The organism is Polynucleobacter sp. Fuers-14 (assembly GCF_018882045.1).
Taxonomy (GTDB): domain Bacteria; phylum Pseudomonadota; class Gammaproteobacteria; order Burkholderiales; family Burkholderiaceae; genus Polynucleobacter.
Genome location: NZ_JACVPG010000008.1, coordinates 132,877 through 157,965 on the forward strand (window position 1 = coordinate 132,877; position 25,089 = coordinate 157,965).

A 25,089-nucleotide genomic window follows, 5' to 3' on the forward strand; every position below is an offset into this window, starting at 1 on the left:
GTGATTGTTTACGAATACCCCTTTAACGAATTAGTTCGAAGCATGCTTCGACTGGAGTATTTGTTCGCCCGCTTCAACCACTTTGTTCGCTCTGATGACCCAGAGCTGCACCACAATGCTATCTCTGTTTTGTTTGATCTTGGTGACATCGGTGCACGCGGTGATATCAAGTCTTTACTGCTCAAAGAATTTGAGCGTCAAAAATATGCACTCAATGGATTGAAGTCCTCACAAAAAGTTGATCAAGAGGCGCTGACACAAACTCTCTCAGAAATTGATTCGGTTGCTGGCAGCATCAATCAATCTACAGGCAGACCCAACTCTGTGATTACTGAGAGTGAATGGTTAAATGCGATTCGCACCAGATTAAATATTCCAGGTGGCACGAGTCCAATTGATTTGCCTAGCTATCATGCCTGGAAAAATAGTCCATCATCTGAGCGACGTGAGTTGCTTGAAAAATATGTGGGCCCACTTTTGCCATGGCATGAGGCATGCCAATTATTTTTACGATTGTTACGTCAATCGGGTGAGGCTAAAGATGTGGTTGCACATAATGGATCTTTTCAGCAAGCCCCATCTGGCAAGGTTTACCAGTTAATGCGCATTGCTGTAGAGGATGACGCTTTGTTTTCTGAAATTAGTGCAAATAAATATCTACTCTCAGTACGCTTCTTAAAGTCCGAGCGCGATAAAAAAGCACAGCTGGTGAGTGTTGACGTGCCATTCAAACTCACCCTCTGCCAGTTTTAGGTCAAAAGGGCTCTGAGCCTTTCCAGCATAGGCCAGGCGGCCGGCAATAAAGGCTCAACACTAGGCTTTTCTGCAGCAAGTAACTCCCACGATAAGGCTTGATTCTCACAACCTTTGGGGACCCCACTCCAATCGCGAATAATGCTCACATGCAGGCGAACATAGGCATGCGGGTAATCATGCTCTAGAACGGTAAGCTCTTCACTGGATTGAATACCAATGCCGAGCTCTTCTTGAAGTTCACGCTTAAGCGCCTCGAAAACAGTCTCCCCTTTTTCGATTTTTCCACCCGGAACTTCCCAGTAACCAGCATATGGTTTGCCCTCAGGTCTCTGCCCCAAAAGATAGCGCCCCTCAGAATCCAGCAAGATTCCTGCAGCTACTTCAGTAACCGGGCGCTTGATTTCACTCATCAAAAAGATCTTAAGCGTTTGAACCAGCCCAATGCTTAGCAAATTGCCAAGCAACGCGACCTGAGCGTGAACCACGCTCTAATGCCCAGACCAAAGCTTCTGAACGCGCCGCTTCAATTTGCTCTGTACTTAAACCAAAATGCTGCAACCAATGCGCCACGATCGCCAAATACTCATCTTGTTTGGGTGGGTAAAAAGATAACCAAAGACCAAAGCGCTCTGATAAAGAGATCTTTTCTTCAACCACTTCACCAGGATGAATTTCACCATCGTCGTTATGCACGTATGTCTCGTTATCCTTCATATACTCAGGCAATAAATGACGGCGATTAGAGGTAGCGTAAATCAAAATATTGTCGACTTGCGCAGAAACAGAGCCGTCTAAGGCTGATTTCATAGCCTTATAGCCAGATTCACCATCCTCAAACGATAGGTCATCGCAAAAAATAATGAAGCGTTCTGGACGATCAGCCAAAAGCTCGGTGATGTCCGCTAAATCAGCCAAATGTTCTTTTTCAACCTCAACCAGACGCAAGCCTTGGCTGGCAAACTCATGCAAACTCGCTTTGATCAATGAGGACTTTCCCGTTCCCCTTGCACCGGTCAACAAAATATTGTTGGCAGGCTTTTTCTGAATAAAGTTTTTGGTGTTGTCGCGTATGGCATCACGCTGACGATCAATATTCTGCAAATCCTCAAAAGTAATATCCGCAATATGCTTTACAGGTTGCAAAAATCCAATGCTACCAAAGATACTATCGCGCCGACGCCATCTATAGGCAGTAGAAGATTGCCACTGCTCATCAGTCAAGGGCTTTGGTAAAAAGGTATCAAGATGGTCTAAAAGACGGTCTAATTTTTCATTCATATTTCGGAGAGTCTTTTATGAGCGGTAATCTGCATTAATAGATACATATTCATGCGACAAGTCACAAGTCCACATAGTTTGTGTAGCGTTGCCGCGGCCCAAGTCAATCTTGACGGTGATTTCTGGAGCCTGCATGACCCTCTGACCATCAGCCTCGAGATAGTCAGGGTTGCGTCCACCATTTTTAGCAACCCAAACATCTCCTAGCCACATTTGTACGCGATTCACATCTAAATCAGCGATACCCGCATAGCCAATCGCTGCCAGGATGCGGCCTAAATTAGGGTCGCTAGCGAAGAAAGCAGTTTTTACTAAAGGGGAATGGGCAACTGCCTTAGCAACCAAGCGGCACTCCTCAGAAGTCTTTCCACCAAGCACTTCGATCGTCATAAATTTGGTTGCCCCTTCGCCATCGCGCACAATCATTTGCGCCAGCTTTCTAGCTAGTGCAATTAATGCATCTCGTAGGATCACATAACTAGGATCGCTCGCCGATTGAATTTGCACTGATGACTGACCCGTCGCCATAATGATGAAAGAGTCATTAGTGGATGTATCACCATCAATAGTGATCGCATTAAATGAAAGATCCGCTATCTCACGAGTAAGACCACTCAATAGGCCAGGTGCAAATCCAGCATCAGTAGCAATAAATCCCAGCATGGTTGCCATATTGGGGTGAATCATGCCAGCGCCCTTACAGATACCAGTAATAGTCACCATTCCTGCAGGTGTTTGTAGAGTTGCTGAAGTGGCTTTAGGCTGAGTATCCGTAGTCATGATGGCTTCAGCCGCATCAAACCAATTGTCCTCGCCCAGGTTTGCTACTGCCTGTGGCAAAGCGGTAATAATTTTCTCAATCGGAAGTGGCTCAAGAATCACGCCGGTTGAAAAAGGCAGAATCTGCTCTGGATGAAGCTTCAGATCTTTAGCTAAAGCTGCGCAGGTTTCTAAGGCGTGTTTCATACCAGATTCACCAGTCCCAGCATTAGCATTGCCGGTATTCACCACCAGGGCTCGAATTTCACCATTTCGCCCATCTTGCGCCAAATGTTCACGACAAACTTGTACTGGAGCAGCGCAAAAACGATTTAAAGTAAAAACGCCAGCCACCTGAGAACCAGGAGCTAAAGTCATCACTAATAAATCTTTACGATTTGCCTTCTTAATACCAGCTTCGGCGATGCCCATTTCAAAACCTTTGATGGGTTTTAGTTCGGCTTTTTGGGGGAGAGGTAAGTTAACGGTCATAGTCTGATAATTGTAGATGAGGCTCAAAAATAAAGCGCACCTTTTGGGCGCGCCTTATTTGTTTAATCCCCATTACAAACACTATGCCTTGATTGGTAACTCTCGAATCCGCTTACCAGTTGCTGCAGCAATGGCGTTTACCAAAGCGGGGGCCACTAAAGGCACCCCAACCTCACCCAGGCCACCCGGCTTCTCCTGACTTGGCACCAAATGCACCTCAACTACAGGCACTTGATTTTGTCGCAAGCTTGGGTAGTTATTGAAGTTGTTCTGCTGAACCCGGCCACTCTCGATCGTGATTTCATTGCTTAAGGCTGCGCTCAAGCCGTAAATCACGCCGCCAGTGAGCTGCGCTCTTGCTTGGTCAGGATGCACTGTAATTCCGCAATCAGAAACGAACGTAATTTTCTTAACTCTGGTGTCTTTAGCCGCAGGATCCAATTCAAGTATGCAAGCAGAATAAGTGTCATAACACTCCATCTGTGCAACACCAAAACGCTTACTGCCAGGAACGTATCCAGACTTTTTCACCGCCAATTCAAGAACAGCTTTTGCTCGTGGGTGTTTGCTTAAAGATGCCATGCGATATGCAACAGGGTCTTTACCAGCAGCTTTAGCAGCTTCATCCACAAAACTCTCAATTGCAAATGCATTGAGAGCATTACTGACTGAGCGCCAATAACCCACTCGAAGTCCGGTATCCGTAATCACGTTAGTAATTTCTAGATTGGGAATCTCATAGGTAATATTGTTCGAGCCTTCCACCATGAATGGATCAAAACCATCTTTCACAAAACCAGGAAAGGCTCGTGCTGTCACTGACTGAGAAACCATTTTGGCTTTCAAGGAGGCCAGCTGGCCATTGGCACCCAAAACTCCATCCACTTTATGAATACTCATAGGACGATAGAAGTCATGAGTAATGTCATCTTCCTTAGTCCAAAGCATCTTGACTGGCATGCCAGCCGCCTTAGAAATTTCAGCGGCTTGACGAATAAAGTCCAGCTCCAATTTACGGCCAAATCCACCGCCCAGGAAGGTAGTCTCAATAGTGACATCCTCAGGCTTAACCCCAGCAGCAGCTGCAGCTACCGCCTGCCCACCTTGCTGAAACTGAATTGGGCCAATAATTCTGCACTTGCCATTAGATACATCAGCAGAGCAGTTCACAGGCTCCATAGTGGAGTGGGCTAAGTATGGCAAAAAGTATTGGGCACTCAACGGCTTGCCATTTACAACGGTAGCGTTAGCATCACCCACTGTTTTAATCACAGCACCTTTTTTAGATAAACCTTCTTCTAAGGATTTACGAACAACAGCATTGCTCAGGTTCGCATTAGAGCCTTCATTCCAGGTAATTTTCAGGGCATCCCTACCCTTACGCGCCGCATAAAAATCTTTAGCCAATACTGCAACGCCATCTGAAATTTGAATAACTTTAAGCACGCCAGATACTTTCATTGCCGCTGAAGCATCAAAGGACGTAGGTGTACCTCCAATAACAGGGCACTGCGCTAAAGATGCAATCGCCATTCCCGGAATCTTGACGTCAATTCCATAAACTGCTTTGCCAGCAACTTTACTTGGTGTATCCAAGCGACGCATTGTTTCTTTGCCGATTACCATAAAATTCGCAGGCGACTTTAGAGCTGGCTTTTCTGGAAGAGGTAACTTAGCTGCATCTGCAGCCAATTCTCCGTAGGTAGCTGACTTGCCACCTGAATGCGTTACCTTACCATTCATAGCCTTACAGTCGGCAGCTGACACGTTCCAACGTTGAGCTGCGGCCTGAATTAAGACTGTACGAGTTGCAGCTCCAGCAGTTCTTAATTTATCGAAGGCTTCACGAACTGAAGTAGAGCCTCCAGTAATTTGACCACCCAACATTGCATTGATGTAAACAGGGGCCACTCCAGCAATCTGCACCTGAATCATTGAGAGAGGTAAATTTAATTCTTCAGCTAGCAAAGCTGGCAAAGAGGTATATACGTCCTGACCCATCTCTGAGCGAGCACAAATGAGGGTAATTTGATTATTGGGAGTAATTTGTACCCAAGCGTTTGCTAAGGCAGGCTTTGCAGCATCCCCTACAGCAGCTTCACTTGCTAGCGGCAGATGCATCCCGATAACAAAGGCACCACCAAGAGCGGCACTTTGCTGAATAAATTGACGACGGCTGTTGCTTTTTAAAGATTGATTTTTCATATGATCTTTACCCTTTATGCCAATTTATCTGCAGCGCGTTTGACTGCTTTTTCGATACGAGAATAGGTACCGCAGCGACAAATATTGCCGCTCATGGCATTTTTAATATCATCACTACTAGGCTGTTTTTTCTTTGCCAATAAATCGGCTGCAGACATCATTTGCCCAGTTTGACAATACCCACACTGAGGCACATCGAACTCGATCCAAGCGTCTTGAAGTGCTTTCCCAACTTTTGCCGTTAAACCCTCGAGAGTAGTAACTACCTTTCCACCTGCAGCAGATACAGGGGTAGAGCAAGAACGGATGGCGGCACCCTCTAAGTGAACGGTGCATGCACCACAAAGTCCTGCGCCACAGCCATACTTTGGACTTGTTACATCCAAATGGTCTCGTAAGACCCAGAGAATTGGCGTGTCAGGATCCCCGTCGAAATTAACAGCTTTACCATTGAGAGTAAAAGAAACGGCCATAACGCCCCCTTAGTTAAATTTGAGATTTTGAAGACAAAGCAAATGTTTTTGCACCTACAAATCATGACAGATCTGAGGGTCTCTAGGGGCATTCAATCATTAGGGATTCCACTAAGAAAAATGGCTCAGATAAATCTGAGCCATTTAAGCACTGTCGAGTGAAGATTCAAGCCCTAAGCTAGGGCGCCGTGGCAATTTTTATACTTCTTACCGCTACCGCAAGTGCAAGGATCGTTGCGGCCTACCTTTGGGCCTGCGCGAAGAGGGGCCGGCTGAATATCTATTGCAGCACCACGATCACCCGTTGAGCCTGCCACTTCCTTATCGGCATCAGCATGTTGATACTGAACATCTGAAAGTTTTGCCAGATCTTCATTCATAAATTCCGAAGCCTGATCTAACTCGCTTGAGCTCCGAATCTGAACGGTCATGATACTTTTCACAACATCATTCTTGATGACATTGAGCAATTCACCATACAGCTCAAATGCTTCACGGCGATACTCTTGCTTGGGATCTTTCTGCGCATAACCACGCAAATGAATACCCTGACGCAAATGATCCAAAGCAGCTAAATGCTCACGCCAGTGACTATCCAAGCTATAGAGAAGAACAGAGCGCTCAAAGCCTGCAAAAGATTCACGTCCAGAGAGTTCGACTTTTGCATCGTAAGCCTCTTTAGCAACTTGCAATACGCGCTCAACAATTTCTGCATCATCTACAGTCTCAGCACTTTCAACCCAACTTCTCAGGTCAATTGTGAGACCCCACTCACTGGCTAGAACATTTTCTAATCCAGTTAAGTCCCATTGTTCTTCCATAGAATCTAGAGGAACATAAACCGAGCAAACAGAACGCAAAACATCTTCACGCAAATTAGCAATTAACTCGCCAATATCAGCACTTTCAAGCACTTTATTTCTGAGGCGGTAAGTTTCTTTGCGCTGGTCATTAGCAACGTTGTCATATTCGAGTAACTGCTTACGAATATCAAAGTTACGACCCTCAACCTTGCGTTGAGCAGACTCAATAGAGCGCGTCACCATACCCGCTTCAATCGGCTCACCATCGGGCATCTTGAGACGCTCCATGACGGAACGTAAACGATCGCCTGCAAATATGCGTAGCAGCGGATCATCCAATGAAAGGTAGAAGCGGGAGGAGCCAGGATCACCCTGGCGGCCCGAACGGCCTCTTAACTGGTTATCGATACGACGACTCTCGTGTCGCTCGGTGCCAATGATATGTAAACCACCCGCAGTAAGTACTTGGTCATGAATGCTCTGCCACTCGTCTTGCAACTGCTTAATTTTGGCTACTTTGTCAGCATCAGCTAGAGCACTATCAGCATCAATCAAAGAAGACTGCTTACCGACGTTACCGCCAAGCACGATATCAGTACCCCGACCCGCCATATTAGTTGCAATCGTGATCATTTTTGGCCGACCAGCTTGAGCAATAATTTCCGCTTCGCGAGCATGCTGTTTTGCATTTAAAACTTGGTGCGGTAATTTGCGTTGATCCAATAGATTTGCAATCAACTCAGAGTTTTCAATCGAAGTGGTACCCACCAATACTGGCTGGCCACGTTCGTAGCAATCCTCAATATCTTTGATCACCGCGTCATAGCGTTCGCGTGAAGATTTATAAATCTGATCCTGCTTATCTTTTCTTTGGCTAATACGATTTGGCGGAATCACAACTGTTTCCAAGTTGTAGATTTCTTTAAATTCATACGCCTCAGTATCGGCAGTACCAGTCATGCCGGCTAACTTGCCATACATGCGGAAATAATTCTGGAAAGTAATCGTCGCTAAAGTTTGATTCTCATTCTGAATCTGCACACCTTCTTTAGCCTCTACAGCCTGATGCAATCCATCAGACCAACGACGACCTTGCATCAAACGGCCTGTAAATTCATCCACGATGATGACTTCGCCACCCTGAACAACGTATTGTTGATCGCGGTGATAGAGAGTGTGTGCACGCAAAGCAGCATAAACGTGATGCATCAAAGTAATATTTTGCGGTGCATAGAGGGAGTCGCCATCATTGAGCGCGCCCAATTGAACCAATACAGACTCAGCCTTATCATGACCTTGTTCGGTCAAATAAACCTGCTGAGACTTCTCATCTACCCAATAGTCGCCTGGCTTCTCAACACCTGTGCCATCCGCCTTCTCTTCGCCAATTTGACGTTCCAAATGAGATGGCAGAGCGTTAATCTTGATATAAAGATCAGTGTGATCTTCAGCCTGACCAGAAATGATTAATGGTGTACGAGCTTCATCAATCAGAATGGAATCGACTTCGTCAACGATTGCATAAGCTAAACCACGTTGCACGCGCTGATCCAAATCCTGAACCATGTTGTCGCGTAAGTAATCGAAGCCAAATTCGTTATTGGTGCCGTAAGTAATATCAGCGGCATAAGCCTCTTGCTTAGTAGTGTGGTCCATTTGAGATAGGTTCACACCCACCTTCATGCCCAGGAAGTTATACAACTTCGACATCCATTCGGCATCACGCTGTGCTAAATAATCATTCACCGTAACAACATGAACACCTTTACCAGCCAAAGCATTCAAATAGACTGGAAGAGTAGCTGTTAGGGTTTTTCCTTCGCCTGTACCCATCTCGGCAATCTTGCCTTGATGCAAAGCCAAGCCACCCAAAATCTGCGCATCAAAGTGGCGCATCTTCATAACGCGCGTGCTAGCCTCTCGAACTACCGCAAATGCTTCCGCAGCGATGTCATCTAAGGACTCTCCAGCGGCAAGGCGTGACTTGAATTCTGCAGTTTTTGCAGCAAGTGCAGAATCATCCAAAGATTGCAGGCTCGCCTCAAAAGTGGCGACCTTAGCAACGACTTTGCGATACTGTTTTAAGAGGCGGTCGTTACGACTGCCGACCAGGGTTTTAAGAAGACCGATTACCATGGGATATTGAAGAAAATTAAGTCCTTGAGTTTATCACCCGCAACCCCATTTTTTATGAACTTTAGCCCTAAATCATCCCGCAAGCCCACAGCTCACGACTGGATGGATTACCTACGTGAATCTGATGGTCTTGGGGGAATTTTGGCTAAAACCGAAGATCTAGCCAAACTCAAGACAACCATTAACTCAGCCCTAACGAAGCTTGATTTAGACCATCTGAGCCCAAAAATTGAAGCTGGTTGGCGTTCTGGCTCGCAAGATGAGCTATTTTTACTGGTCAGTAGCGCCAGCATTGCCAGCCGCTTACAGCAAATATTACCCAGTTTAATCAATGAGTTAGGTAAATCTGGGCTACCTTGTAAGGCAATCAAAGTACGAGTTAAACCCGCTCCACCCAGCTGGGAAGTTAAACCTCGCCAAGATCAGCGTGAAAAGCCAAGAGGATTAAATGAGGTTGCCAAAAAATCCTGGGAATCGTTATTGGAGAAGTTAGGGCCAGACTCTGGTTTACGCTCCTCCATTGAGAAACTGCTGAAAAATAAACCAAAGTAGCTCAAAACTACTTCAGCGCCCTTAGAAAAAGAGGGGCTGACTTTCTTGAGAATAGGCCCCTGGAGCCTTATTTTCAGCAAAGGAGCTGATTTCATAAGAGCTAGGGTCTTCTAAAAGCTTCCGCAAAAGTGCGTTATTGAGAGCATGCCCAGATTTCTCTGCAACATAAGCTCCCACAATAGGGTGTCCGATGAGATACAGATCGCCAATCGCATCTAATATTTTGTGACGCACAAATTCGTCTTCATAACGAAGTTCTTCGTTATTCAAAATGCGGTGCTCATCTAAAACAATCGCGTTATCCAAGCTACCGCCACGCGCCAATCCCATTTCGCGCAATGCTTCAACTTCATGCGCAAATCCAAAAGTACGCGCCCGACCAATTTCACTGCGGTAGGCTTGTTCTGCAAAATCAACCACAAAACGTTGACCTGTTTTATCCACCGCAGGGTGCTTGAAGTCAATCGTGAAATCTAACTTAAACCCAAAGAATGGCTCTAAGCGCGCAAGCTTATCGCCCTCGCGAACCTCTACTGGTTTTTTAATCACTACAAATTGACGTGGCGCATCTTGCTCTGCAATGCCAGCAGATTCAATTAGGAATAAGAATGAAGCGGCGCTACCATCCATGATAGGCACTTCCTCACCGTCAAGCTCTATCAATAAATTATCAAGACCAAGACCAGCACAGGCTGAAAGCAGATGTTCCACTGTAGAAACACGCACACCATCCTTCTGAATAACAGAAGCCAATCTTGTGTCACATACAGCTAAAGCGGTTGCCGGCACAACTGACTGTTCAGATGTATCCACCCGAACAAACTGAACCCCTGAATTTACTGGCGCAGGTTTGATAGAAATCGTCACCTTGCGACCAGAGTGCAAGCCAATCCCCACGGTCTTAACCGGAGTGGCGATGGTGCGTTGCTTCATCATATTTGGGTATTTAAATTCAGGGGGTATTTGTTATATAAGGGTTTGAATTACAGCTTTTTCAAAATGGAAGCGGCATCACTTACTTCAAACTTACCTGGAGCTTCGCGGTCTAATGACTTCACCACACCATCTTCAATAATCATGGCATAACGATCTGAGCGAACACCAAAACCTCGAGCAGTTAAGTCCAACTCTAAACCAAGCTTTTTAGTGAACTCAGCACTGCCATCACCTAACATGCGAATCTTTTTGCCAACTTTTTGATCGCGTCCCCATGCACCCATCACAAATGGGTCATTTACAGAAACACACCAAATTTCGTCAACACCTTTAGCTTTAATCGCATCATAGTGCTCAACATAACCAGGCACATGCTTTGCAGAGCAAGTTGGTGTAAACGCACCAGGCAATGCAAACAACACAATCTTTTTTCCAGCTACTAGCTTTTCAACTTCAAAAGCATTTGGCCCTAAGGAGCAGCCTTCGGTCTCTTCATTCATAAATTCATAAAGAGTAGCGTTTGGTAATTTTTGTCCAACAGCAATCATGACATCTCCAATAAATAATTGTTATTAAGCATGCCAACGCAAGCGCGGGATTCGTCGTCCGGAGGGGCGCCGCGCTGGCATTTCGCAATTACCTATTGTATTAAGCAGTTAATTAATCTGCTTGTTTACGTAAAAAGGCTGGAATTTCATAGTAATCAGCCCCTTTGTCCAACATGGATTTAGCCTGAGGGGAGCTATCCGCACCTAATGTAGGCGCAGGAGTCGCTTCACGAGAGCTACGAAAAACCCGTGGCAAGTCATACTGGCTATAGTCCACGCCAGTGCTTGCCGGTTGAGCTGCCATTGCTGGAGAACTACCAGTTCCCGTCAGGGCTAAACCTGCGCTAGTACTTAAAGCAGAATCCACGCTTACCTTGCTCATTGCTGCTGATGCGCTAGCAGGGGCAAAGCTATTGAGGTCTGCCATTGTTGGCATTGCATCGTGAGTACCTGTAGCTTGTCTCCAAACTACTTCAGGTTGGTTGTTTTTACGAGCTTGAGGATTATTCAAGCCAGTAGCAACCACAGTTACACGTAAGGCGTCGCCTAGGCTCTCGTCATAAACAGTGCCAAAGATTACGGTTGCATCATCAGCGGCATAACCACGAATCGCTGCCATGACTTCGCGGGTCTCAGACAATTTCAATGAACGGCTAGCAGTAATGTTTACCAACACACCACGTGCGCCTGATAGATCAACACCTTCGAGCAACGGCGATGCCACTGCAGCTTCAGCAGCTAAGCGTGCACGATCCATACCAGAAACAGTTGCTGTTCCCATCATGGCTTTACCTTGCTCACCCATCACTGTTTTAACGTCTTCAAAGTCAACGTTGATCAAACCTTGAACATTGATGATTTCTGCAATGCCAGAGACTGCGTTATGCAATACGTCATCAGCGCAAGCAAACGCCTTATCGAACTCAGCATCTTCACCCATCACTTCAAATAGTTTTTCATTGAGTACAACAATCAATGAATCTACATATGACTCGAGCTCTGAGGCGCCATTCTCTGCAACCTTTAAGCGCTTCACACCCTCGAAATCAAATGGCTTACTAATTACACCAACGGTAAGAATGCCCATTTCTTTGGCTACTTGAGCCACGATTGGGGCCGCACCAGTGCCTGTGCCGCCACCCATACCAGCAGTAATGAAGACCATGTGTGCGCCCTGCAATGTATCGGCAATGCGAGCACGCGCTTCTTCAGCAGAAGCTGCGCCGATTTCTGGTTTGGCACCAGCACCTAATCCGCTAGAACCCAGTTGCAAATTCACAGATGCTTCAGAACGCTGTAATGCGCCAGCATCGGTGTTCATGCAAATGAACTCTACGCCATTAACACCGCGACGGATCATATGCTGGACAGCATTGCCACCAGCGCCACCGACTCCAACCACTTTAATAATGGTCTTGCCAGCTGTTTCTTGATCTAACATTTCAAATTCCATATACCCTCCTAGGTAAATACGTACTACATTGACGACGACGAAAAAACTAAAAATATTGCTTAAAAATTTCCTGCGAACCATTCTTTCATGCGCGATATAACACCTTGCAACGCGCCTGATTGAGAAACACGACGGCCACGCAATAATTGCGCCTGACCTTCCATCAGCAAACCTATGCTGGTGGCATATCTAGGGCTACGCAAAACTTCATGGAGATGTCCACGGTATTCAGGCGTACCGATACGAGCAGGCCTCAAGAAGACTTGTTCGGCCAACTCCACCATGCCCGGCATTAATGCAGTGCCGCCTGTTAAAACAATTCCAGAAGAAACCATATCTTCGTAACCGGAGTCACGAACTACGCCTCTTACCAGCGTGAATAACTCTTCAACACGCGGCTCAATTACTGCTGCCAGAGCTTGCTTAGACATTGGACGTGGCTCACGGTCACCGACACCAGGAACATCAATCATTGCAGTTGGATCAGCCATTTCTTGACGAGCGATACCATGCGCAATTTTTAAATCTTCAGCATCAATTGTTGGTGTGCGCAATGCCATCGCAATGTCATTCGTAATTTGATCGCCTGCAATTGGAATCACTGCAGTGTGACGAATCGAACCCTGGCAATAAATTGCAATATCGGTTGTGCCGCCACCAATATCAACCAACGCCACACCAAGCTCTTTCTCATCTTCGGTTAATACCGCCAAGCTTGATGCCAAAGGCTGCAAGATGAGGTCGTTAACTTCAAGACCGCAACGACGCACACACTTCACAATATTTTGTGCAGCACTTACAGCGCCCGTAACAATATGCACCTTTACTTCCAAGCGAAGGCCGCTCATACCAATTGGCTCGCGCACATCTTCTTGGCCATCAATAATGAATTCTTGAACCAGGATGTGCAAAATCTGTTGATCTGTTGGAATATTGATTGCTTTAGCCGTCTCCAGCACGCGCTCGACATCTCCAGAGCCCACTTCTTTATCGCGTATTGCAACCATGCCGCTCGAGTTAAAACTCACAATGTGATTACCAGCAATACCTGTAAAGACTTGCACAATCTGACGATCAGCCATTACCTCAGCCTCTTCAAGCGCCTTCTGAATCGACTGAACAGTTGCCTCAATATTGACTACAACGCCCTTCTTTAATCCTTTAGATGCGGTTTGACCAACACCCACAACGTTGAATTGACCATCCGGAGCTAATTCAGCAACCAAGGCAACAACCTTGGAAGTTCCAATATCCAAACCAACCAAAATATCGCGATTGTCTTTACTCATTACCATTCCTCATTGCTTCAGCTCACTTTTTTTGCCGTCTACTTCATTTTTTTTCAAACTTGCAGATGCAAGATGAACTGCAAAACCATTTGCATATCGCAAATCGACTGCATCTACTCGATTCGACCACTTCTCTTGTACTTGTGGCCAATATTTAAATAAACGTGCCACACGTTCTTCCGTTAAATTTTTATCGGAGCTTTCCTCATCGCGACCAAACTCTACTTTCATTCCGTTTGAGAGCTTGACGTGCCATGCATAACGCTCAGTCAGTGCAAGGCTAGTGACTTCTGCGCCCCAAGGCTTAAACCAGTTGTTGGCTTTTTCATAAAGACTCATTACCTCTTTGCCTGCATCTTCAGGGCCGGAGAAGTCGACTAAACGTACATCCTCACTCACTTCAGTAACGCGTCCAGCAAAGAGTTCGCCATGGGTATTCATCAGGGTGTGACTCTCAGCGCCACCCCAGGTGCCAAAAGGTTTCTGCTCCTCAATGCTCACCACCAAGCCATTTGGCCAAACCCGACGGACATTGGCATGTCGTACCCAAGGCATACTTTCAAAGCCTCGCTTCACATCTTCTAAGCGAACGCTGAAGAAATTACCCTGAACCGTTTCTAAAACTTCTTGCTTAACAATGGGCTTGTTAATGTGTTTCAACGTTTGGCCAGCTACTGGTTCAATCTGGATCTGCTTCAAAGCGAAAACCGGTCGCTGACTTAGCCAAACCAAAATACCAATGACGAGCATCACCACAAAGCAGCGCAGCAGGAAACGACTCAGCTTCTCCATACGCTCCGCATGATTCCAAAGCGGAGACATCAACATAGAGAAAATTTCACCGAAGCGGTCCATGAAGTTACTCATGCAGCTGCACCTTCTTTTTGCTGCAACGTTTGACTAAGCAACCAAAGCACTAGATCGGCATACTCAATACCAGCAGCTTTGGCGGCCATTGGCACCAAAGAGTGGGAAGTCATACCAGGAGAAGTATTCATTTCCAATAAATAGGGTTTGCCGGTCTCTTGATCCAACATCACATCAGCACGACCCCATGTACGACAGCCCAAGGCTTTATATGCAGCCAAGGCTAATTCCTGAACAGCGGCATTTACCTCAGGCTCAAGCCCAGTGGGGCATAAGTACTGAGTTTCATCAGAGAAATACTTATTATGAAAATCGTAATTTGCCTGAGGTGGAATAATTTTGATCACCGGTAAAGCTTCAGCCGTCTTGCCCTGACCAACCAATGGGCAAGTTAATTCGTCTCCAATGATGCAAGTCTCCGCAATCACTTTTTTATCTAATCCAGCCGCAAGTTTGTAAGCAGCCGGCAACTCTTCTACGGACTTCACTTTTGTTAAGCCTAAAGAAGATCCTTCATGGGCTGGCTTCACAATCAAAGGCAAACCTAGATGCTTCACGACCGCATTCCAGTCGCTATCAGCAGTTAATTCCTCATACTCAGGAGTCGCGAGTCCATTACTAATCCAAACTTGCTTGGTGACAATTTTGTCGATTGCTAGAGCAGAGGCCAAAACACCGCTGCCTGTGTAAGGCAACCCTAACAACTCCAATAATCCCTGGATGGTTCCATCTTCGCCAAAACGACCATGTAATGAAATAAATACGCGATCAAAGTTTTCTTTTGCTAATTCAGTAGGGCAACGCAAACCTGTGTCAAAGGCATGGGCATCAACTCCTTTTGAGCGCAAAGCTTCTAATACGCCATTACCCGACATGAGAGAGATTTCTCTTTCGCCTGATTTACCACCCAGCAACACGCCAACGCGACCAAAAGACTTCGGCTCCAAGCTAGCCAAGCTAGACTGAACGTGTTCACCCCAGGATCTCAAATTAGCACCTACCTTAGACATGCTTTGCCTCCGACAACGTATGTGGCAAAGCAGAAATTGATCCTGCACCCATCGTGATTAATACATCTCCATCTTTTAAAACTTGACTCAATTTTTCTGGCATCTCTGCAATGCTTGCAGCATAAGCAACTGAACTCGAATTCAATAAAGCTTTGGAATTCTCATCTTCAGCGATAGCAGCCTCTATCAAACTCTTGCTATCAGCCCCTGGAATTTTTGCTTCGCCCGCTGGATACACATCGGTCAGCACTAAAGCATCAAAATTTTTGAGAACTTGAACAAACTCGCCAAAGCAATCACGCGTTCTAGTGAAGCGGTGCGGCTGGAATGCCAATACCAAGCGACGATCTGGGAAGGCACCTCTTGCTGCAGCTAAGGTTGCAGCCATTTCTACTGGGTGATGGCCATAATCATCGATCAAGGTAAAGCTACCACCACCTACCAAGGGAATCTCTCCATAACGCTGGAAGCGACGACCAACACCACTAAAGTCAAACAGTGCTTTCATAATTGCTTCATCGCCCACACCCAACTCTGTTGCTATGCCAATAGCAGCTAAAGCGTTGCGAACGTTATGTAAGCCCGGTAAATTCAAGGTGATATTTAATGGGCCCGGCTTATTGCCATGCCTGCGCACAGTGCGGCGATCAACTCTGAAGTGCATTTGAGTACCATCAGCGCGAACATTGCTTGCGCGAATATCTGCATCCTCCGACAAACCGTAGCGAAGTACGGGCTGAGATACGAATGGAATGATGTCGCGCACATTAGCATCATCAATACAAAGCACTGCCACACCATAAAAAGGCATGCGCTGAATGAACTGAACAAATGCCTGCTTCAATCGAGCCATATCGTGCTGATAGGTATCCATATGATCAGCATCAATATTGGTTACCACTTCCATGGCCGGAAATAATTGCAAGAAAGAGGCATCTGATTCATCTGCCTCGACCACAATAAAATCTCCCTGACCTAAGCGCGCATTGGCGCCTGCGGAATTGAGTTTGCCGCCAATCACAAATGTGGGATCTAGACCACCTTCAGCTAAAACGGATGCAACCAAGCTGGTAGTAGTTGTTTTGCCGTGTGTGCCAGCAATTGCAATGCCCTGTTTCAGGCGCATCAACTCACCCAACATAACTGCGCGCTGAATCACTGGTACCTTCGCCGCGCGTGCAGCCAAAACCTCTGGATTATTGCCTGCAACAGCAGTAGAAATCACTACCGCCTCTGCCGTACCAATATTTTTAGGGTCATGCCCAATATGAATGACTGCGCCCAAATCTCTAAGGCGTTTAGTGACTGCGCCATCCGCTAAGTCTGACCCTGAAACTTGGTAACCCAAGTTCAACAGTACTTCAGCGATGCCGCTCATGCCAGCACCACCGATACCGACGAAGTGAATTTGCTGAACGATATGCTTCATATTCCTACTCCCGCACAATCTGCGCATACCTCAGCTACACGCTGGGTAGCGTGTGGTTTTGCTAAAGCATGCGCACGTAATGCCATCTCTTTTAATTCTGTGCGATTAAAGTTCTGAATCATCATTGCTAAATCTTGCGGGTTTAGTAATGGCTGCGGTAACAAAATCGCTGCATTCGCATTTGCCAAAAACTGTGCATTCGCAGTTTGATGATCGTCAATTGCAAATGGGAATGGAATAAGGCAAGAGGCAATGCCACAGGCGGCTATTTCAGAAACTGTCATGGCGCCTGAACGGCAAATCACCAAATCGGCCTGTGAATATGAAGCTGGCATGTCATCAATGAAGGAACGAATATCTGCTGTTACACCTAAGTCGGCATATCGCTTCTGTAGATCTGCTAAATGCTTGTCGCCCGCCTGATGAATTACTTTGGGACGTGACTCTACTGGAATTAATGCCAGCGCAGCCGGAATACTTTCATTAAGAGCAGCAGCACCCAAGCTACCACCTACCACCAAGATTGATAAAGGCCCTTGGCGCCCTTCATATCGATCCGCAGGTGCCAACATATGATCAAACTCTTCGCGAATAGGATTGCCCACCCACTCTGCGTGCGCCATCGTATCTGGAAACCCAGTTAAGGTCCGCATAGCAATTTTGCTCAGCGCACGATTGGCACTTCCAGCTACCGAATTAGATTCATGCAGAACCAATGGGCGCTTCAATAATTTAGATACCAAACCACCAGGGAAAGTAATGTAACCGCCCATACCCAAAACAACATTCGGTTTTAAGCGACGCATAATTTTCCAGCTTTGATAGCAAGCGCGCAAAAGATTAATAGGTAGCATCAACTTTGCTTTTAATCCCTTACCGCGTAGACCGCCGAACTCGACCGCCTCAAATGGAAAATCACAAGATTTCACGAGGCGATACTCCATGCCCGCTTGATTACCCAACCAGGAGACCTTCCAACCGCATATCCGCAAATATTCGGCGACAGCGAGGCCTGGAAAGATATGTCCACCAGTACCGCCAGCCATCACCAAGATTGAGGGTTTAGTCAAAGCTTCCCTCCACGCATGAGGATGCGATTTTCAAAATCAATACGCAGCAACATTGCAACGGCAACTGCGTTCATCAAAATTCCAGAGCCGCCATAACTTACCAATGGCAAAGTAAGGCCTTTGGTTGGTAACAACCCAAGGTTCACACCCATATTGATAAAAGCCTGCCAACCAATCCAAATGGCAACGCCCTTAGCTGCAAGTCCTGCAAAGCTACGATCCAACTGCAAAGCAGTGCGGCCAATTAAGAAGGCGCGACGCACGATCCAATAAAACAAGAAGATCACCACCACCACACCAACAAATCCTAACTCTTCGCCAATCACAGCCATGATGAAATCGGTATGCGCTTCTGGTAAGTAGTGCAGTTTTTCTACGCTACCGCCAAGTCCTGTACCAAACCATTCGCCACGACCAAATGCCATCAATGAATGGGTTAACTGATAGCCTTTATTGGCGGCGTTATCTACTTGCCATGGATCCATAAAAGCCAACATGCGTCCCCGACGGAATGGGGAAAGCGCAATCATCGTTGCACCACTCATCAACCCAACCAGAATCAAACCGCCAAATAACTTGGCATTAATACCACCCAAAAAGAGGATGCCAAATGCAATCAAGGCAACCACTACGAATGCACCCATATCGGGCTCAGCCATCAACAGACCACCTACCAGAGCAACTGCAATACCCATCGGTAGCATGCCCTTCACAAAGGAATGGAGATACTCCTGGCGTTGAACGGTATAACTTGCTGCAAATATCACAGCAGCAAATTTCATCAACTCGGATGGCTGAAAGTTCATTAATCCCAAAGGAATCCAACGCTTCGCACCATTTACACCCTTGCCTACACCAGGAATGAGAACGGCGATCAGCAATAAAACAGTAAATCCAAAAATGACTGGTGAATAACGATCCCATACCTTAGTGGGAATCTTAAAAGCCCAGATGCCGACACCAATCGCAATCACTAAAGAAATCACGTGACGAATGAGAAAGAAGTTACTACTGTAATTTGCATACTTCGGTCCATCGGCCAAAGTAATGGAAGCCGAGTACACCATGACTAAGCCAATCAAGGTCAAGGATAAGACCGCCCACACAAGTAACTGGTCATATTCCATCATGCGCGAACGGGTTTGCTCTACGCCTGAAACAGCATCACGCAAGCCAGTGCGGAAGTTATCAATTCCACCTCTTGAAAAATTCCAGAAGCGATTTAGTCCAAGTCGATTTTCAGGAAAGAATTTTTCTTTTAAGCTCATACCTGGACCCCTTCAAAGCGCATACCCAACTCTTCAACCTCTGCAGCAAATACTTGGGCACGCTCAACATAGTCACGGAACTGATCTAAGCTTGCGCAGGCTGGTGAGAGCAATACCAAATCTCCTGATACAGCTTTTGAGGCAGCAGCCTGAACTGCAGAAATTAAATCGCCACAATTTGTGCTTTGAATTCCAGGGCCAAGAGCCTCGCCAATTGCAGCACCATCTTTACCGATTAGGAAAGCACCCTTCACAAAACGTAACGCGGGCTCACGTAGCGGACTGAAATCCTGGCCTTTGCCATCACCACCAGCAATCAACCAAATGCGTTTGCCAGACTCGTTGCTACCTAAACCATTCAATGCGGCGACAGTCGCACCTACATTAGTGCCCTTGCTGTCATCTACATATTCAACATCTTTAACAATCGCAATACTTTGCACACGATGTGGCTCACCATGGTAATCACGCAAGCCATGTAACAGCGCATTCATAGGTAAATTAGCAGCACGTGCTAAGGCCAGGGCTGCAAGCGCATTTAATGCATTATGTCGGCCACGTATTCTTAAGGCATCTGCTGGAATTAAACGCTTTAGTCGCAACGGCTCCTCTTCTTCAACTACTGCAGATTTACGACGACGCTTAGGCTTGGGCTCAACATCCTCATCTACTTCAGCCCATACCAGCCAATCTATTCCACCCGCACGTAAGTCATGCTCAATTCCAAAAGCGCCTTGCTCATCTGGGCGATTGGAGCCAAAGGTCACAATGGCTCTCTCTGCTTTTTGCTCTTCAGACAGTAATCCCATCACAAGAGAATCATCACGATTCAGAATGCAAACTGTATCAACGCCAAATATCCGTGACTTAGCTTGCGCATATGCTTGCAAATCGCCGTGCCAATCCAAATGGTCTTGAGTAATATTCAATACCGTTGCCGCTGTAGCATTCAAGGTGTGGGTGTAAACCAACTGAAAACTAGATAACTCCAAAACCCAAACATCTGGCATATCTACGATTTGATCAGCAATATCCAAGCAACTCATCAACTTTTCTAAGGCAGCAGGACTAATGTTTCCTGCCACAGCAACCTTCTTGCCAGCACGCTCACAGAGTTGTCCGGTTAATGCTGTGGTAGTTGTTTTACCGTTGGTGCCAGTCACCGCTAAAACTGCAGCCACATAACTTAACTCTTGCGCTTGTGACATACGACTTAAAGCAGAAATTGCGCGCGCAAAAAATTCAATCTCACTCCACACATCGATTTCAGCCTGCTCAGCCCTAACCAAGAAAGCATAGGTTGGGTCTTGCACCGGAGAAAGTCCTGGGCTAATACCAATCACGTCAATATTCTTAAGTAAGACTTCATCCAGGGGACCAAAACAAACATCTTTGAGGCCAGCAATCCGAAGCTCTTCCAGCCAAGCATTTTGACGCACAGTAAAAGAGGATTGCTCACGCGTATCAGCTAAGCGGACTTCGGCACCATTTCGCAGGCACCACTTCGCCATAGCTACTCCAGACTCACCCAATCCCAAGATAAGGAATCGGCTTGGAGCTTGGTAACCTTCATTACTCATGAAGGCTGCACTTGCAAAGGTATTTTCTAAAATCAACATATTTACTTTTGGATCACCGTAACTTCAAGCTAGATAAGCCAATTAAGACTAGAAGGATGGTAATGATCCAGAAACGCACAACCACTTGCGTCTCCTTCCAACCACCCAATTCAAAATGGTGATGCAATGGCGCCATCCGGAAAATGCGACGACCCTCTCCAAAATGTTTTTTTGTGAGCTTGAACCAAAATACTTGCATCATTACCGAAACAGTTTCAGCAACAAAGATGCCGCCCATCACAAACAACACAATTTCTTGACGAACAATCACAGCGATGGTGCCAAGGGCTCCGCCCAAAGCGAGTGCACCCACATCACCCATAAATACTTGTGCTGGGTGTGTGTTGAACCAAAGGAAGGCTAAGCCAGCACCGCCCATAGCTCCACAGAAAATCATGAGTTCACCAGCACCTGGTATGTAAGGGAAGAGGAGATACTTTGCATAAATCGCATTACCCATCACATAAGCAAAAGCACCCAAAGCAGCCCCTACCAAGATCACTGGCATGATGACAAGGCCATCTAGACCATCGGTTAAGTTCACTGCATTACTACTGCCTACGATTACTAAGTAACTCAAAATAATGAAGCCCATCACACCCAATGGATAGCTCACTTCTTTCATAAAGGGCAACAGCAAGTTGGTTTTTGCAGGCAGATCTAAAGCAAATCCACTTCTTAACCATTCATAAAATAATTGCAATACTTTTAGGTTATTTACTTCAGAAACGGAGAATGCAAGATAGATAGCGGCAAATAAACCAATTAGTGTTTGCCAGAAGAACTTCTCTCTTGAAGCCATGCCTTTAGGATCTTTGTAGACTACTTTGCGATAGTCATCTACCCAGCCAACTAAACCAAAACCAAAAGTCACAATCATCACAATCCAAATAAATCGATTGCTGAGATCGGCCCACAACATGCATGAGATAAAGATGCCGATCAAAATCAAAACACCACCCATAGTTGGGGTGCCTGATTTCACTAAATGGGTTTGTGGCCCATCAGTGCGGACTGCTTGACCCATTTTCAGGGCGCTTAATTTACGAATCACCCAAGGTCCTGCAGCTAAACCAATCAATAATGCAGTCACCGTTGCCATCACTGCTCTAAAAGTGATGTAGTTAAATACCCGGAAGAATCCGAAATCATCTTGCAACCATTGCGCCAACATTAAGAGCATGTTTTAGCCTCCTCTAACAAGGCCTGCACTACACGCTCCATGCGCATAAACCGTGAACCTTTAACCAAAATATTTAAGTGCTGATTGCTGCCGCTAGACTGGGCATGCAAAGCATCTCTTAATTGCATAATGAGACTATCCATATCGGCAAAATGAGTTGCACTAGATACAGTCGCACTATTACCAACAACCTCGTTAAATCCCTGAAGAGCAAATTGGCATTGCTCCCCCAAAGCAAATAGTTTTGAGATTCCTTGTTCAGCAGCATAGGCACCAACTTCACGATGAAACTCGGGGCCCTGATTGCCAACCTCACCCATATCACCCAAAATCAACCAAGATAAATTACCCGATTGCTTTAAAGCATCGATGGCAGCTCTTACGGAATCCGGGTTAGCGTTATAGCTATCGTCAATTAAGGTGTGATTTGAATCAATCACTTTTGCCTGCATACGCCCATTTACTGGCGAGAATGATTCAAGACCCTGCTTAATCTTTTCAAGACTTATACCTGCTGCGATACCAACCGCACTCGCAGCCAAGGCATTGCGAACATTGTGACTACCCAATGTATTTAATTGAACTTCGATAGCCCCTTGTTCAGTTTTAATCTGTACATGCCCATTGCTTAGCAAACTTCCGGTCACAGCAGCCGAAACCTTAGACTGAGCAGACAACAAAACAAAATCAATGACTTTTCGACCAGCAGCAGCCTGGCGCCAAACATTTGAAAATTCTGAGTCTGCTGGGAATACAGCAATACCATCAGTTGGCAAAGCACGAATAGCATCTGAATGCTCTTCTGCTACCGCCGCTACTGTGGCCATGAACTCTTGATGCTCGCGCTGGGCATTATTAATTAATGCGATATTTGCTTGCGCAATCGCAGCTAACTGCGCTGTTTCACCAGGATGATTCATACCAAGCTCAACCACAGCAAGGCGATCCGTTGCGCGCAATTTCAACAGTGTCAGTGGCAAACCAATATCGTTATTCAGATTTCCCTTGGTAACCAAAGTATTTTGTTCGCCCACTGCGGCTTTAAAAATTGAAGCAATCATCTCTTTAACGGTAGTCTTACCATTGCTGCCAGTAACCAATGCCAAAGGAATGGGGTGATTAGCCCGCCATGCTTTTGCTAAATTTCCCAAACCAATACGCGTGTTTGAAACGTAAATAGCAGGTAAGTCCGGCGGGCATTTATCTTGCGAACTAACTAAGGCAGCACTGGCGCCTGCCTTAGTCACATCGGATAAAAAGTCATGTGCATCAAAGCGCTCACCAACTAAAGCGACAAATAATTCATTGCGATCGATCTGGCGACTGTCAGTACCTACTCGAGAAATAGAGATTTCCTGGGCAGCTTGTGCAGAAGTATTCAGTAATTTACTTCCAGGCAACATTGCCTGTACTTGTGCAAGGGTGGTCATGATAGACATCAGGCTCCACCTCCAGCGGCTAAGCGAATATGCTCTTGATCAGAAAAATCAAATTTCTTACCATTAGTTTCTTGAGTAGTTTCATGACCCTTGCCAGCAACCAAGACAATATCGCAAGCATCCGCATGACGAATTGCTGCCATGATGGCAGATGCACGATCGGCTATAACTTGAACGTTCTGTGCATCCTTGCTAATACCACCGCGCACCATCTCCATAATGGCTTGTGGATTTTCAGAACGAGGGTTGTCGCTTGTAATCAGAATATGGTCGGCATTGCGCTCTGCAACAGCACCCATTAGCGAACGCTTACCAGCATCACGATCACCGCCACAACCAAAGACACACCAAATTTTTCCACCGCGCTGCTCAGCAATAGGACGTAATGCTTGTAAGGTTTTCTCCAAAGCATCTGGGGTATGCGCGTAATCCACAACTGCTAACAAGCCCTCTGTCTTTTGAGATTTACCCAAAGGAATTAACTCCATACGGCCAATCACTGGATTTAATTGGCTCACTTTTTGAGCGGCTACTTCCAAGCTCATACCCTGTGAAAGTAATACCGTCCACACCGCAAGCGCATTACTTAAATTAAACTCACCTAGCAAAGGAATATGCAATTGAGCACTTCCCACTCCATTAAAAATGAAGCTTGCGTTGTAACCCGCTCCACTCAGTAGGACATCTTTTGCATAGATACGAAATAAACGATCACCAAATTTTTCAAATCCTTGGAACGCGGATTGAGACAATGCATATGCCCAGACCTTCAAGCCCTCTTTTGCCAACAAGTTCATGGCAAGCTCACGACCAAAAGCATCATCCAAGTTAATCACTGCGTGCTCAAGGCCGGTTTGCTGAAATAACTTAGCCTTTGCCTCGGCGTAATCAGCCATGCTGCCGTGGTAATCGAAGTGATCCTGCGTCAGATTCGTAAATACTGCACAGTGAATATCTGTTCCGGCGATTCTCTCTTGATGCAAAGCATGTGAAGATACTTCCATCGCCACTTGTTTTGCTTCAGCGCTACGTAACTCTGCTAGCTGCGTTTGTAATTTAGGTGCATCTGGAGTGGTGTAGCCAGTTTGAACCAATGCACTAGGGAACCCAGTACCTAGGGTGCCCAAAACTGCAGTGCGATGACTACTTGTATCTAAAGCCTGAGCCAACCATTGTGTGATGCTAGTTTTGCCATTAGTGCCAGTAACACCAATGATTTTTAATGCTTTACTCGGATGGCCATACCATTGCGCACATAGCTCACCCGCTTTTGTAGCAAGATGTTCAACAGCAAAACATTGTGGATGATCTAAATATTGCTTACCCGTACCCGCTGGATCGAAGACCACAGCGGCTGCACCACTCTCTAATGCCGCCTCAATAAATTGACGACCATCACGCAAAGCATTGCCATGACCTACAGGGTAGGCAAAAAAGATATCGCCAGACTGAATCTGGCGACTATCCGCACATACTTTTGCGGAGAAGTTCGCTAAAGTATGTAAGTGGTCAATCAAATGATTG

At 46.1% G+C, this 25,089-nt stretch carries 21 protein-coding genes; 2 read left to right on the forward strand and 19 right to left on the reverse strand.

Going from position 1 to position 25,089, the window contains the following annotated elements:
* Positions 1-753, forward strand: a complete 753-nt coding sequence (zapD, locus tag ICN40_RS06000; RefSeq protein ID WP_216242812.1) for a cell division protein ZapD — start codon at positions 1-3, stop codon at positions 751-753.
* On the opposite strand, the gene ICN40_RS06005 is transcribed toward zapD, so the two are convergent.
* The 6 genes from ICN40_RS06005 to secA form a co-directional block, all read right to left on the reverse strand.
* Complete coding sequence (locus ICN40_RS06005) at positions 750-1,166, reverse strand: NUDIX domain-containing protein (protein WP_216242813.1); 417 nt, start codon at positions 1,164-1,166, stop codon at positions 750-752. The two genes, zapD and ICN40_RS06005, sit on opposite strands and share 4 nt — an antisense overlap.
* 10 nt (positions 1,167-1,176) lie before the next feature.
* Complete coding sequence (locus ICN40_RS06010; protein WP_216242815.1) at positions 1,177-2,034, reverse strand: ATP-binding protein; 858 nt, start codon at positions 2,032-2,034, stop codon at positions 1,177-1,179.
* 15 nt (positions 2,035-2,049) lie between these two features.
* Positions 2,050-3,285, reverse strand: coding sequence for a bifunctional glutamate N-acetyltransferase/amino-acid acetyltransferase ArgJ (gene argJ / locus ICN40_RS06015; RefSeq protein ID WP_216242816.1), 1,236 nt, complete (start codon positions 3,283-3,285; stop codon positions 2,050-2,052).
* Positions 3,286-3,366: 81 nt separating this feature from the next.
* A complete protein-coding gene (locus tag ICN40_RS06020) occupies positions 3,367-5,490 on the reverse strand; it encodes a molybdopterin cofactor-binding domain-containing protein (protein WP_216242817.1) in 2,124 nt (707 codons plus the stop codon).
* 14 nt (positions 5,491-5,504) lie between these two features.
* Positions 5,505-5,963, reverse strand: a complete 459-nt coding sequence (locus ICN40_RS06025) for a (2Fe-2S)-binding protein (RefSeq protein ID WP_216242818.1) — start codon at positions 5,961-5,963, stop codon at positions 5,505-5,507.
* A gap of 173 nt (positions 5,964-6,136) precedes the next feature.
* Positions 6,137-8,902 (reverse strand): preprotein translocase subunit SecA, encoded by a 2,766-nt coding sequence (secA, locus tag ICN40_RS06030; protein ID WP_216242819.1) that lies wholly within the window; start codon positions 8,900-8,902, stop codon positions 6,137-6,139.
* Positions 8,903-8,926: 24 nt separating this feature from the next.
* Here secA and ICN40_RS06035 point away from each other — a divergent pair, with 24 nt between their 5' ends.
* A complete protein-coding gene (locus tag ICN40_RS06035) occupies positions 8,927-9,454 on the forward strand; it encodes a hypothetical protein (protein WP_255561221.1) in 528 nt (175 codons plus the stop codon).
* A gap of 21 nt (positions 9,455-9,475) precedes the next feature.
* Here the strand turns inward: ICN40_RS06035 and lpxC are convergent, their stop codons facing one another.
* The 13 genes from lpxC to ICN40_RS06100 form a co-directional block, all read right to left on the reverse strand.
* Positions 9,476-10,390 carry a UDP-3-O-acyl-N-acetylglucosamine deacetylase gene (lpxC, locus tag ICN40_RS06040; protein WP_216121546.1) on the reverse strand — a complete coding sequence of 305 codons (915 nt, stop codon included), beginning with the start codon at positions 10,388-10,390 and terminating at the stop codon, positions 9,476-9,478.
* A gap of 47 nt (positions 10,391-10,437) precedes the next feature.
* On the reverse strand, positions 10,438-10,938 hold the full coding sequence (locus tag ICN40_RS06045) for a peroxiredoxin (RefSeq protein ID WP_215321366.1): 501 nt from the start codon (positions 10,936-10,938) through the stop codon (positions 10,438-10,440).
* 112 nt (positions 10,939-11,050) lie between these two features.
* Positions 11,051-12,391, reverse strand: coding sequence for a cell division protein FtsZ (gene ftsZ / locus ICN40_RS06050; RefSeq protein ID WP_216242820.1), 1,341 nt, complete (start codon positions 12,389-12,391; stop codon positions 11,051-11,053).
* 59 nt (positions 12,392-12,450) lie between these two features.
* Positions 12,451-13,680: a cell division protein FtsA gene (gene ftsA, locus ICN40_RS06055; RefSeq protein ID WP_216242821.1), complete on the reverse strand. Its 1,230-nt coding sequence runs from the start codon at positions 13,678-13,680 to the stop codon at positions 12,451-12,453.
* Between the two features lie 9 nt (positions 13,681-13,689).
* Positions 13,690-14,547, reverse strand: coding sequence for a cell division protein FtsQ/DivIB (locus ICN40_RS06060; protein WP_216242822.1), 858 nt, complete (start codon positions 14,545-14,547; stop codon positions 13,690-13,692).
* Positions 14,544-15,557 carry a D-alanine--D-alanine ligase gene (locus ICN40_RS06065; RefSeq protein ID WP_216242823.1) on the reverse strand — a complete coding sequence of 338 codons (1,014 nt, stop codon included), beginning with the start codon at positions 15,555-15,557 and terminating at the stop codon, positions 14,544-14,546. The genes ICN40_RS06060 and ICN40_RS06065 overlap by 4 nt, the downstream gene beginning before the upstream one ends.
* Positions 15,550-16,986, reverse strand: coding sequence for a UDP-N-acetylmuramate--L-alanine ligase (gene murC, locus ICN40_RS06070; protein ID WP_216242825.1), 1,437 nt, complete (start codon positions 16,984-16,986; stop codon positions 15,550-15,552). Before murC ends, ICN40_RS06065 begins: the two co-directional genes overlap by 8 nt.
* Positions 16,983-18,056 carry an undecaprenyldiphospho-muramoylpentapeptide beta-N-acetylglucosaminyltransferase gene (gene murG, locus ICN40_RS06075; RefSeq protein ID WP_216242826.1) on the reverse strand — a complete coding sequence of 358 codons (1,074 nt, stop codon included), beginning with the start codon at positions 18,054-18,056 and terminating at the stop codon, positions 16,983-16,985. The genes murC and murG overlap by 4 nt, the downstream gene beginning before the upstream one ends.
* Positions 18,053-19,324, reverse strand: a complete 1,272-nt coding sequence (gene ftsW, locus ICN40_RS06080; RefSeq protein ID WP_072583394.1) for a putative lipid II flippase FtsW — start codon at positions 19,322-19,324, stop codon at positions 18,053-18,055. Before ftsW ends, murG begins: the two co-directional genes overlap by 4 nt.
* Complete coding sequence (gene murD / locus ICN40_RS06085) at positions 19,321-20,904, reverse strand: UDP-N-acetylmuramoyl-L-alanine--D-glutamate ligase (protein ID WP_255561263.1); 1,584 nt, start codon at positions 20,902-20,904, stop codon at positions 19,321-19,323. The genes ftsW and murD overlap by 4 nt, the downstream gene beginning before the upstream one ends.
* A gap of 52 nt (positions 20,905-20,956) precedes the next feature.
* Positions 20,957-22,126: a phospho-N-acetylmuramoyl-pentapeptide-transferase gene (mraY, locus tag ICN40_RS06090; RefSeq protein ID WP_072583395.1), complete on the reverse strand. Its 1,170-nt coding sequence runs from the start codon at positions 22,124-22,126 to the stop codon at positions 20,957-20,959.
* Positions 22,117-23,565: a UDP-N-acetylmuramoyl-tripeptide--D-alanyl-D-alanine ligase gene (gene murF / locus ICN40_RS06095; RefSeq protein WP_216242830.1), complete on the reverse strand. Its 1,449-nt coding sequence runs from the start codon at positions 23,563-23,565 to the stop codon at positions 22,117-22,119. Before murF ends, mraY begins: the two co-directional genes overlap by 10 nt.
* Entirely contained in the window at positions 23,565-25,082 is a 1,518-nt protein-coding gene (locus tag ICN40_RS06100; protein WP_255561224.1) for a UDP-N-acetylmuramoyl-L-alanyl-D-glutamate--2,6-diaminopimelate ligase, read from the reverse strand. The genes murF and ICN40_RS06100 overlap by 1 nt, the downstream gene beginning before the upstream one ends.
* Positions 25,083-25,089 lie beyond the last annotated feature (7 nt).